This window comes from Trichococcus palustris (assembly GCF_900114465.1).
GTDB lineage: Bacteria > Bacillota > Bacilli > Lactobacillales > Aerococcaceae > Trichococcus > Trichococcus palustris.
Genome location: NZ_FOTD01000008.1, coordinates 100,769 through 112,669, shown reverse-complemented (window position 1 = coordinate 112,669; position 11,901 = coordinate 100,769). Strand labels below are relative to the sequence as shown.

7 protein-coding genes, 1 rRNA gene and 1 other annotated feature are annotated in these 11,901 nt (G+C 44.0%); of the genes, 1 reads left to right on the top strand and 7 read right to left on the bottom strand.

From position 1 onward, the window contains the following. Positions 1–160 (bottom strand): 16S ribosomal RNA (locus tag BM101_RS07315); the annotation flags it as partial. 561 nt (positions 161–721) lie between these two features. On the opposite strand from BM101_RS07315, the gene BM101_RS07310 reads away from it, so the two are divergent. Next, entirely contained in the window at positions 722–1,462 is a 741-nt protein-coding gene (locus BM101_RS07310) for a prepilin peptidase (RefSeq protein WP_087034095.1), read from the top strand. Positions 1,463–1,577: 115 nt separating this feature from the next. On the opposite strand, the gene rpoC is transcribed toward BM101_RS07310, so the two are convergent. The 6 genes from rpoC to rplA form a co-directional block, all read right to left on the bottom strand. Further along, positions 1,578–5,222, bottom strand: coding sequence for a DNA-directed RNA polymerase subunit beta' (gene rpoC / locus BM101_RS07305; RefSeq protein ID WP_087034094.1), 3,645 nt, complete (start codon positions 5,220–5,222; stop codon positions 1,578–1,580). 116 nt (positions 5,223–5,338) lie between these two features. Further along, complete coding sequence (gene rpoB, locus BM101_RS07300) at positions 5,339–8,866, bottom strand: DNA-directed RNA polymerase subunit beta (protein ID WP_177194431.1); 3,528 nt, start codon at positions 8,864–8,866, stop codon at positions 5,339–5,341. A 330-nt stretch (positions 8,867–9,196) separates the two neighbouring features. After that, positions 9,197–9,805 carry a class I SAM-dependent methyltransferase gene (locus BM101_RS07295; RefSeq protein WP_087034092.1) on the bottom strand — a complete coding sequence of 203 codons (609 nt, stop codon included), beginning with the start codon at positions 9,803–9,805 and terminating at the stop codon, positions 9,197–9,199. A gap of 154 nt (positions 9,806–9,959) precedes the next feature. Beyond that, positions 9,960–10,325, bottom strand: coding sequence for a 50S ribosomal protein L7/L12 (gene rplL / locus BM101_RS07290; protein WP_087034091.1), 366 nt, complete (start codon positions 10,323–10,325; stop codon positions 9,960–9,962). Positions 10,326–10,412: 87 nt separating this feature from the next. After that, positions 10,413–10,913, bottom strand: coding sequence for a 50S ribosomal protein L10 (gene rplJ / locus BM101_RS07285; protein ID WP_087034104.1), 501 nt, complete (start codon positions 10,911–10,913; stop codon positions 10,413–10,415). A 40-nt stretch (positions 10,914–10,953) separates the two neighbouring features. Next, positions 10,954–11,081: a sequence feature (ribosomal protein L10 leader region), on the bottom strand. 41 nt (positions 11,082–11,122) lie between these two features. Next, positions 11,123–11,812, bottom strand: coding sequence for a 50S ribosomal protein L1 (rplA, locus tag BM101_RS07280; protein ID WP_087034090.1), 690 nt, complete (start codon positions 11,810–11,812; stop codon positions 11,123–11,125). Positions 11,813–11,901 lie beyond the last annotated feature (89 nt).

The window sequence follows — 11,901 nt, the reverse complement described above, 5'->3', positions numbered from 1 at the left end:
GTTATCCCCCTCTTATGGGCAGGTTACCCACGTGTTACTCACCCGTTCGCCACTATTCTCTCGATCGGAAGCAAGCTTCCAAAAGAAAGAACCGTTCGACTTGCATGTATTAGGCACGCCGCCAGCGTTCGTCCTGAGCCAGGATCAAACTCTCATGTAAATGTGGACTCTTGTACAGAAATCCTACATGTAAAATTTAAAAGCTCATTTGTTACGTTACTGACTTTATGTTTGCGATACTGTGTATCGCCTTCGTTTGCTTTGATAAAATCAAAGCTCCCTGCACATTTGGTTCGTTCATTCTTTGTTCAGTTTTCAAAGGTCAATCGGCTTATCACGTCTGACGTGATAGCTTATTTATAATACCACGGCTGCGCGCTTCTGTCAACAACTTCCGAAAAAAACTTTTTTCAAAAGTGTCGTCTACGAAAGGAACAGCAACCTTTATATAATATCATCCCGGCATTGCTTTGTCAATGTTTTTTTAATTCCATATCCGAAAGCACTTGTCGTGACAACTCCTATATATTACCACCGTCCGCACGCACTGTCAACACTAAAATTATCGCAAACGCCACGAGCCGCATAGGATAGCAAAAAATCATCGCCTATCCGGAATGAATCCGCAAACAGCAAGGAACAGCAGAAATTTAAACGCATTGTGGCTCCGCCCGCGCATACTATATACAGATTACTCGCGAACGGAGATGACGATTTTCTTATGCTATTCATCGGCAACTATTTTTTTATCTTTTATTTCGGCGCTATTTTTGGTTCTTTCTTTACTGCCTTGGGTACACGTATCCCCATAAAAGAGGGTTTCACCTTCTCGCGTTCACACTGTGTGCATTGCAACCACGCTCTCGGTCCGCATGACCTTTTCCCAATTTTTTCTTATCTATTCCGCTTCGGGAAATGCGCTTATTGCAACCGGAAAATAGATGGCATGTATGTTGTTGTCGAATCCTTATCCGGCCTCACGGCTTGTCTCCTTTATTATTTTTATTCAAACAAGCCCTTGTATCTTCTTGTTTATGCTGGCATCTTTTCCATATTGGCGATTATCTCCATTACAGATTATTTGTATCTGTTGGTCCCGGATAGGTTTCAGATCCTTTTAGTTTCTGCCGCCCTATTCCTGCACGGTAATCTCCCCTTCTCGGATTGGAAAGCATCCGCAATCAGCTTCGCCGCCATCTTCTCCCTTTTACTGTTCACACTTTTTGTGGTTCCCGACGGGCTGGGGGGTGGAGACATTAAATTACTTTCGATTTTGGCTTTCGCTTTCGGCTTGCGGCAATCCTTATCCATACTGTTGGTGTCCAGTTTGTCCGCCTGCCTATTTTTGGCAGCCGGATACTTTTTTAATAAAAAAAACATTGGCCAAAGATTGCCGTTCGTCCCTTTCATTGCTATCGCGGTTCTGCTTGTGCATTTCCTGCAGCTTTTCTATTTCGGTTAAGGCCGACTCCACTGGCTGCGCTCTCCATCTAACGCAAAAAGTCCGGCAGGAAGAAGTTTTGCTTCTCCCTGTCGGACTTTTATTTGTTTTCCTTTTTCATTCCAAAAGGATTTTATTATTCTGCGTAGCCTGGTAAATCGGAACTTCCTTCAGCAGTATCACTGATGCTATAGACATTTTCGCTTTCGACTTCTACAGCTTTCGGTTCCATTTTACGGTAACGGGCCATCCCTGTACCAGCAGGGATAATCTTACCGATGATAACATTTTCTTTCAGACCCAGCAACGGATCTTTTTTACCGCGGATAGCAGCATCTGTAAGGACACGCGTTGTTTCTTGGAATGATGCAGCTGATAAGAAGCTGTTTGTTTCCAATGAAGCTTTTGTGATCCCCAACAATACTGGACGAGCTGTAGCTGGGACTTCTCCAGCAGTGATGATAGCTCTGTTTTGATCTTCAAAATCAGCGATATCCATCAGAGTACCCGGCAAGATAGGTGTAGAGCCCGGATCCATAACGCGGACTTTGCGCAACATTTGACGTACCATTACTTCAATATGTTTGTCGCCGATTTCTACCCCTTGCATACGGTATACTTTTTGAACTTCGCGTAATAAGTATGTTTCAACGGAAAGAACATCACGCACACGCAATAATTCTTTCGGTTCGATGGAACCTTCCGTCAACGGATCACCACGGTGAACAAAATCGCCTTCAGCCACTTTCATACGAGAAGTATAAGGGACTGTATAGGTTCTTGTATCCGTTATGCCTTTGATCGTAACTTCCTTCGAGCGATCTGATGCACTTTCGTCGACAGAGACAACTTCCCCTGTAACTTCGGTGATGACCGCTACCCCTTTAGGGTTACGCGCTTCAAAGATTTCTTGGATACGCGGCAAACCTTGTGTGATATCGTCGCCGGCAACCCCGCCGGTATGGAATGTACGCATGGTCAACTGTGTACCTGGTTCACCGATTGATTGGGCAGCAATCGTTCCGACAGCTTCACCGACTTCAACTTTAGAACCTGTGGCTAAGTTGCGGCCATAACAGTGTTTGCAGACACCATGTCTTGTGTTACATGTGAATACGGAACGGATTGTTACTTCTTCGATATTGGCATCGATGATTTCTTTAGCCATATCTTCGGTAATCAACTGATTATGCACAGCCAATACAGTTCCGTTTTCCGGATGAACGATTGCTTTTTGAGCATAACGCCCAACCAAACGTTCTTCCAAAGCTTCGATGATTTCATTTCCTTCTCTGATGGAGCGGATCAATAAACCACGGTCCGTTCCGCAGTCATCTTCACGGATGATGACATCTTGAGCTACGTCAACCAGACGACGAGTCAGGTAACCTGAATCGGCAGTCTTCAAGGCTGTATCGGTCATCCCTTTACGAGCACCATGGGTAGAGATGAACATTTCCAAGACGCTTAGTCCTTCACGGAAGTTAGAAGTGATCGGCAATTCCATGATTTTCCCATTTGGAGCGGCCATCAAACCACGCATCCCGGCAAGTTGCGTAAAGTTGGAGATGTTACCACGGGCTCCGGAGTCACTCATCATGAAGATCGGGTTTTCTTGGCCCAATGTTTTCATCAGTTCCACTTGGATTTCGTCTTTCGCCAAGTTCCAAGTAGTGATGACACTGTTGTATCTTTCGTCGTCTGTAATCAAACCGCGACGGAATTGTTTGGAGATGTTTTCTACTTTTTTATGCGCTCTTTCCAATATCTCAGGTTTAGATTCCAACACCAAAATATCAGCGATCCCTACAGTGATACCTGCACGAGTCGAGAATTTGTAACCCAGGTCCTTCATTCTGTCCAACATTCTTGAAGTTTCCGTAACTTGGAATTTCTTGAATACGGCAGCGATGATATTTCCTAAGTTTTTCTTCTTGAACGGCCCGACAATCTCTTGCTGTTCGATGAATGCATCAACATCAGTACCTGCTTCAACAAAATATTTGTCCGGTGTCGCTACATCCAAGTTGAATTGGGTAGGTTCGTTTAAGTACGGGAATTCATCCGGCATGATTTCGTTGAAGAAAATTTTACCGACTGTCGTCACCAACAAACGTTCCTTTTGCCATTCTGTCCAAGGTTTCTTAGGCAATGATTTCGGACTGATCGCAACTCTTGTATGCAAGTGGACAAATCCACTTTCATAAGCAAGGCCTGCTTCTTCCGCGTTGGAGAAAATCATCCCTTCTCCGACTTTGCCTTTTTCTTCCATTGTTAAGTAGTAGTTACCCAGCACCATATCCTGTGATGGCGTAACGACTGGCTTACCGTCTTTTGGATTCAAAATGTTTTGTGCAGCCAACATCAATAGACGTGCTTCTGCTTGCGCTTCTTCGCCTAGTGGTACGTGGACAGCCATTTGGTCACCATCGAAATCGGCATTGTAGGCTTCACATACTAGCGGGTGAAGACGGATTGCTTTACCTTCGACCAGAACCGGTTCAAACGCTTGGATACCCAAACGGTGAAGCGTCGGTGCGCGGTTCAACAATACGGGATGTTCTCTGATGACATCTTCCAACACATCCCAGACATCGTCGTCCATGCGATCGATTTTACGTTTTGCATTTTTGATGTTGCTTGCGATATCGCGGCCTACTAATTCTTTCATCAAAAACGGCTTGAATAATTCAATGGCCATTTCTTTCGGCAATCCGCATTGGTACATTTTTAGGAATGGTCCAACAACGATTACGGAACGACCAGAATAGTCGACACGTTTACCCAGTAAGTTTTGACGGAAACGACCTTGTTTCCCTTTCAACATATGAGAAAGTGATTTCAATGGACGGTTACCTGGTCCTGTAACGGGACGTCCGCGGCGGCCATTATCGATCAATGCGTCAACAGCTTCTTGCAGCATGCGTTTTTCATTTTGGACAATGATGTTCGGTGCGTTCAGATCCAATAAGCGTTTCAAACGGTTGTTACGGTTGATGACGCGACGATACAGATCATTCAAGTCACTCGTAGCAAAACGTCCGCCTTCCAATTGTACCATCGGGCGTAAATCCGGAGGGATAACCGGAACAACATCCATGATCATCCAACTAGGTTTGTTGCCTGAGGTACGGAATGCATCCAAGATATCCAAGCGACGGATCGCGCGGGTTCTCTTTTGCCCAGTTGCCGATTTCAGATCTTCTTTTAATCCTTCGCACTCAGTTTCAATATCAACGCGGTCAAGCAATTGTTTTACAGCTTCTGCGCCCATTGCGGCGTGGAAACTGTTCCCATATTGTGCACGTTTGTCGCGGTATTCTTTTTCAGTCAATAATTGTTTTGCTTCCAATATCGTATCACCTGGTTCGATGACAACATATGAAGCAAAATAAATGATTTCTTCCAACGCACGCGGGCTCATGTCCAACACAAGACCCATACGGCTAGGAATCCCTTTGAAGTACCATACATGGGTTACGGGAGCAGCTAATTCGATGTGCCCCATTCTTTCACGACGGACTTTCGCACGGGTTACTTCTACGCCACAACGGTCACAAACGATCCCTTTATAACGGATACCGTTGTATTTTCCGCATGAACATTTCCAGTCTTTTTGCGGTCCAAAAATTCTTTCGCAGAATAAACCTTCTTTTTCAGGTTTCAGCGTTCTATAGTTGATTGTTTCCGGCTTTTTGACCTCTCCGTAAGACCAACTGCGGATCTTATCGGGGGAAGCTAAGGAAATTTGCATGCTTTCAAATTTATTTACGTCTATCAAGGGGCCTACCTCCCTTTATTCTTCGAGCTGCCCAAAATGCTCTATCTGGTTTCTGCTTTGTGCAATCTGCGGGTGACTAAATGCATACCCGGACGTTTTGCGTCCGGGAACACGGTTTAGTCTCTCTTTCTTGCTTCAGATTGTTTGTTTAATCTGTCCATATTTACAACATCGTCTTCTTCGTCCATGTCGCGTAATTCGATTTCTTCTTCTGCTTCATCAAGCACTTTCATATCCAATCCAAGTGCTTGCAATTCTTTCACTAATACGCGGAATGATTCAGGTACACCTGGACGAGGGATTGTTTCGCCTTTGACGATCGCTTCGTATGTTTTCACACGACCGACAACATCATCTGATTTGTATGTCAAGATTTCTTGCAAGGTATAGGCCGCACCATAAGCTTCCAGTGCCCAAACTTCCATTTCCCCGAAACGTTGTCCACCAAATTGCGCTTTACCACCTAGCGGTTGTTGCGTAACTAATGAGTAAGGTCCTGTTGAACGAGCATGCAATTTGTCATCGACCATATGCGATAGTTTCAAATAGTACATGATTCCGACAGATACGCGGTTATCGAATGGTTGACCAGTACGTCCATCATAAAGGACTGTCTTGGCATCTTTCGCCATACCAGCTTCGGCTACCGTTCCCCATACATCGTCTTCATCGGCACCATCGAATACTGGCGACGCAACGTAAATACCTAATTCACGGGCGGCCATTCCTAGGTGAAGTTCCAACACTTGTCCGATATTCATACGGGATGGCACCCCTAGCGGGTTCAGCATGATATCAACCGGTGTGCCGTCTGGCATGTATGGCATATCTTCTTCCGGCATGATGCGGGATACAACCCCTTTGTTACCATGACGTCCGGCCATTTTGTCACCTTCGTTGATTTTACGTTTTTGAACGATGTAGACACGTACCAATAAGTTAACGCCCGGAGATAATTCATCGCCGGCTTCACGAGTAAAGATCTTCACATCATGAACAATACCGCCACCGCCATGAGGGACACGTAATGATGTATCGCGCACTTCACGGGCTTTTTCACCGAAGATGGCATGCAAGAGACGTTCTTCAGCGGACAATTCCGTCATCCCTTTAGGCGTTACTTTCCCTACAAGGATATCGCCGTCTTTCACTTCTGCTCCGATGCGGATAATGCCGCGTTCATCAAGATCCTTTAATGCGTCTTCGCCGACGTTAGGCAATTCGCGGGTAATTTCTTCAGGCCCTAATTTTGTATCACGCGCTTCTGATTCATATTCTTCGATATGGATGGAAGTGTATACGTCATCTCTTACTAAACGCTCATTCATGATAACAGCATCTTCGTAGTTGTAACCTTCCCAAGTCATGAAGGCAACCAATACGTTTTGTCCTAATGCCATTTCACCTTTTTCCATCGATGGTCCATCAGCTAAGGTTTCGCCGACGTCTACGCGATCGCCAACCGATACAATCGGTCTTTGGTTGTAGCAAGTACCAGAGTTGGAGCGTTGGAATTTGATGATGTCGTATTTGTCCAATGCGCCATTGTCGCGACGTACGCGGACTTCTTTTGCATCGACATATTCAACGATACCTTCGTATCTGCAAAGCAATGCTGCACCTGAGTCATGCGCAGCTTTGTATTCCATACCGGTACCAACGAATGGTGCTTGTGGATTGATCAACGGAACGGCTTGACGCTGCATGTTCGCACCCATCAAGGCACGGTTGGAGTCATCGTTTTCCAAGAAAGGAATACATGCCGTTGCGACAGCGACTACTTGTTTAGGCGAAACGTCCATGTAATCGACTTTTTCGATGCTGATTTCCAAGTTGTCATGGATATAACGGGCCATGACGATATCGTTCGCAAAGCTGCCGTCTTCCAACAATACAGAGTTGGCTTGAGCCACTGTATAGTTATCTTCTTCATCGGCAGTCAAATAGTCGATGATGTTCGTTACTTTGTGCGTCTTCCAGTCGACACGACGGTAAGGCGTTTCAATGAAGCCATATTTGTTGATTTTTGCATAACTGGACAAGCTGTTGATCAGCCCGATATTCGGGCCTTCCGGTGTTTCGATCGGACACATACGGCCATAGTGGGAATAGTGAACGTCTCGGACTTCATATCCGGCACGGTCACGCGTCAAACCACCGGGTCCTAATGCGGATAGACGACGTTTATGCGTCAACTCACCAAGCGGATTGGTTTGGTCCATGAACTGGGACAGTTGTGAAGAACCAAAGAATTCTTTGATTGCCGCAACGACAGGACGGATGTTGATCAATTGTTGTGGGGTGATGGTAGAAACGTCCTGGATGGACATTCTTTCACGGACCACACGTTCCATACGGGATAAACCGATACGGAATTGATTTTGCAACAATTCGCCGACAGAACGGATACGTCTGTTTCCTAAGTGGTCGATGTCATCGGTTGTTCCTAATCCTTCAGACAAGTTGAAGAAGTAGTTCATCGATGCGAAAATGTCCGCTGTCGTCAAATGTTTGATTTCATCAGCGATTTCAGCATTTCCGATGACGTTGATGATTTTTTCAGGGTCTTTCTTGGAGTAGACTTTTACCACTTGCATCAAGACAGGAACTGTTACAACCCCGTCGTCGGATGGGTAAAGCGTCACTTGATTCAAACCGTTATCCAAGTATGGGCTTAGACGTTCCATTACGCCGCGGTCCAACTCGGTTCCTTTTTCGGCGATGATTTCCCCTGTTTCAGGGTCGACCAACGTTTCGGCCAGGATTTGGTTGAGCAAGCGTGTTTTGATGTTCAGTTTTTTGTTTACTTTATAGCGTCCAACCGGAGCCATATCATATCTTCTTGGGTCGAAGAAGCGAGCATTCAAAAGGTTACGTGAACTGTCGGCTGTTTTCGGCTCACCTGGACGAAGTCTCTCGTATACATCTTTTAAAGCTTCTTCCGTTCTTGAGTCGGATGCATTTTTATGGACATCTTTTTCCATTGTCAAACGCAAGCTTTCATTGTCGCCGAAAATCTCAAGGATTTGATCGTCCGATCCGAATCCTAAGGCACGGACCAACACAGTCAACGGAATCTTTCTCGTGCGGTCGATACGCACATAAGAAATGTCTTTGGCATCCGTTTCATATTCCAACCATGCACCACGGTTAGGAATCAGCGTATTGCCGAAGCTTTCTTTTCCGTTCTTATCCATCTTATTATGGAAATACACACCTGGGGAACGAACCAATTGTGATACGATAACACGTTCCGCCCCGTTGATGATGAATGTACCCATATCTGTCATTAAAGGAAAATCACCAAAGAAAACTTCTTGGTCTTTAATTTCACCGGTCTCTTGGTTGATTAAACGTAGTTTTACATAGATTGGCGCCGAATAATTGGCATCATGTGCACGTGCTTCTGAAACGGAGTATTTTGGCTCATGGAGTTCATAATCGTAAAACTCCAATGATAAGTTTCCTGTATGATCTTCAATCGGAGAAATGTCCTTGAACATTTCTTTGATCCCTGTTTCAAGGAACCATTTATAAGAATCCGTTTGAATCTCAATCAGGTTAGGAAGTTCTAATACTTCACTGATACGCGAATAACTTCTGCGGGTACGTTGTTTCCCGAATTTTTCATTATGCCCTAACAACTTCTTCACCCCTAATTAAATTTAGACATTAGACGATAATAATCTTACGTTACATTTTCGTTTCAAATGTTACGTTTTCGTTACATTTTTTGATTTTCACGTTTTTTTGGCAAAAAAAAACCAAAAGAGAGCTGCAATTTTTTTGAAAATCACTCTGTCTTTTGTTTTCTGCCTTGAAAACCGCGTCCGGACAATATTTCAGCCGCGCTTCTCGAATTATCTTATGCGTCTATATTACCTTACTATTCTACACACTTCGAATTAATCTGTCAACAGGCATTTCCCTGTATTTCCTTCAGGCCGCTTTTATCTTTCGGCCTTATGAAACAATCAGGCTTTTACAGATCGGATAATCCAATATCCTTTATCGCGTACGATCACTTCAACATTCCCGAATACTTCCAGCATCTTCTTTTCGGCACTAGGTGCGCCTTGTTTCTTTTGGATGACAACCGTAAGGGTCCCGCCCGGTACAAGGTGTGGATAGGCTTCCGAGAGAATGCGATGCACGATTTGTTTTCCGGCTCGGATTGGCGGGTTGCTGATGATTGCCGCAAATTGCTTACCAGTTTCCACGCGATCATAGGTGCTGGATTCATAAATTTTCACATTGTGAATGTTGTTCACTTCGGCATTTCTGCGCGCCAAAGACAAAGCCCTCTCGTTCACATCCACCATTTCAACTTGCCGTTCCGGATACGCATAAGCTGCAGCCAGCCCCATCGGCCCGTATCCGCAACCGACATCCAGGATATCCCCTTTTACGTCTTCAGCCAATTGAAAAGTTTCGATCAACAAGCGCGATCCAAAGTCGATTGTATTCTTTGAAAAAACACCGCTATCGGAGATGAAACGAAACTCTTTGTTTTTCAAACGATAGGTCCAGGAAGTTTCTTTGCTTGCAGCTTCCGGATTTTTTGTATAGTAATGGTTTGACATGATTTCCATCCCTTCCGACGAAAGTCTCATACTCCCGTTGCAATCGGCGAATCGTGAAACCTATAATAAAAGCCAGGATAATTGCTTATCCTGGCTCCATTATTTACACAATTCAGAACTGTGTTTCTGTAAAAATAATCTTTTCGAAAAAAGATTATTTGATTGTTACAGAAGCGCCAACTTCTTCTAATTGAGTTTTCAATGCTTCTGCATCTTCTTTAGATATAGCTTCTTTGATAACGCCAGGAGCGCCGTCAACTAATGCTTTAGCTTCTTTCAAGCCTAGGCCTGTAGCTTCACGTACAACTTTGATTACTTTGATTTTTGAATCTCCAGCTGAAGTTAATTCAACGTTGAATTCAGTTTGTTCTTCTTCTGCTGCTGCTACTGCACCTGCTGCTGCTACTGGAGCTGCAGCTGTTACGCCGAATTCTTCTTCGATAGCTTTTACTAAGTCGTTTAATTCTAAAACTGTTGCTACTTTGATGTCAGCAATGATTGCTTCGATGTTTAATGACATTTTGTGTTCCTCCGTTTTTGGTTTAAGTTTTTTTGGTGCTTTCCCGATGGGAAAAGCCCTTGTTTCATAGATCAGCCAGCTTGCAGATTATGCAGCTTCGCCGTTTTTATCAGATACAGCTTTGATAGCCAACGCAAAGTTGCGGACTGGAGCTTGTAATACTGAAAGTAACATAGAAAGCATACCTTCGCGGTTTGGTAGTGTTGCCAAAGCGTTGATTTCTTCTTTAGAAGCAACCTTGCCTTCGATGATACCACCTTTGATTTCTAGTTTTTCTGCAGTTTTAGCAAATTCAGCCATGATTTTAGCTGGTGCTACAACATCTTCAGAACTGAATGCTACAGCAGTAGGTCCTTTGAAGATATCTTCCATACCTTCTAAGCCTGCAGCTACAGCAGCGCGTACCATTAGAGAGTTTTTGATAACTTTCATTTCCACGCCAGCTTCACGCAATTGTTTTCTTAATTCAGTCACCTGTTCAACAGTTAGACCTAGGTAATCAACAACGACTACAGAAGCAGATTCTTTGATTTTTGCAGTAAGATCGTTAACTAAAAGTTGTTTTTGAGCAATAGCAGTTTCACTCATCTTATATTTCACCTCCTGGATTTTTTTATAGAATTTCTTGTTTAAAAAACAAAAAACTCTATGTCGCCTAGACATAGAGGATCCATAAAACATAAACTGGATTCTTCCTCGGCAGGCATGATTAAGACTTGCGTCACCTGCTGTCTACGGTAAGACATATATTAACCTAGACGATTATACCAACGACAACCGTCCAAGTCAAGGTTTTTTTATAAGCTGTGTGCGTCTACTTTAACGCCAGGGCCAAATGTAGTCGTTACGCTGATGTTTTTAACGTATTGACCTTTAGCTGTAGCTGGTTTTGCTTTTACGATTGTATCGTGGATTGTACGGAAGTTTTCCAATAATTTTTCGTCATCGAATGAAACTTTTCCGATAGGAACATGGATGATACCAGCTTTTTCAGCACGGTATGTAACTTTACCAGCTTTGATTTCTTCAATAGCTTTTGTTACGTCCATTGTAACTGTGCCTGTTTTAGGGTTTGGCATCAAGCCTTTAGGTCCCAATACGCGACCTAGACGACCAACTTCACCCATCATGTCAGGAGTTGCAACGATAACATCGAAGTCAAACCATCCGCCTTGGATTTTTTGAACTAAATCAGTATCGCCTGCGTAGTCTGCTCCAGCAGCCAAAGCTTCTTTAGCTTTTTCGCCTTTAGCGAACACCAATACTCTTTGTGTTTTACCAGTTCCGTTTGGCAATACTACAGCGCCACGGATTTGTTGGTCATTTTTACGAGTGTCGATACCTAAACGGTAAGCAACTTCAACAGTTGCATCGAATTTTGCAAAATCAATTTCTTTCACTAATGCAATTGCTTCTTCTACTGAATATGCTTTAGCAGATTCAACTTTTTTAGCAGCATCTTGGAATTTTTTACTTTTCTTAGCCATGAATTTTCCTCCTAGATTGTGGTTTTAACGGAATAACCTCCCACTTGCGAGCGAACCAACGTCTGCTCCCCGCAGCATGGATGCTGCGG

Bases quoted from the DNA above. Each gene is read 5' to 3' on its own strand.
- rplJ (WP_087034104.1), bottom strand. From the start codon at position 10,913: ATGAGTGAAACTGCTATTGCTCAAAAACAACTTTTAGTTAACGATCTT.
- BM101_RS07310 (WP_087034095.1), top strand. From the start codon at position 722: ATGCTATTCATCGGCAACTATTTTTTTATCTTTTATTTCGGCGCTATT.
- rplA (WP_087034090.1), bottom strand. From the start codon at position 11,812: ATGGCTAAGAAAAGTAAAAAATTCCAAGATGCTGCTAAAAAAGTTGAA.
- rplL (WP_087034091.1), bottom strand. From the start codon at position 10,325: ATGTCATTAAACATCGAAGCAATCATTGCTGACATCAAAGTAGCAACA.
- BM101_RS07295 (WP_087034092.1), bottom strand. From the start codon at position 9,805: ATGTCAAACCATTACTATACAAAAAATCCGGAAGCTGCAAGCAAAGAA.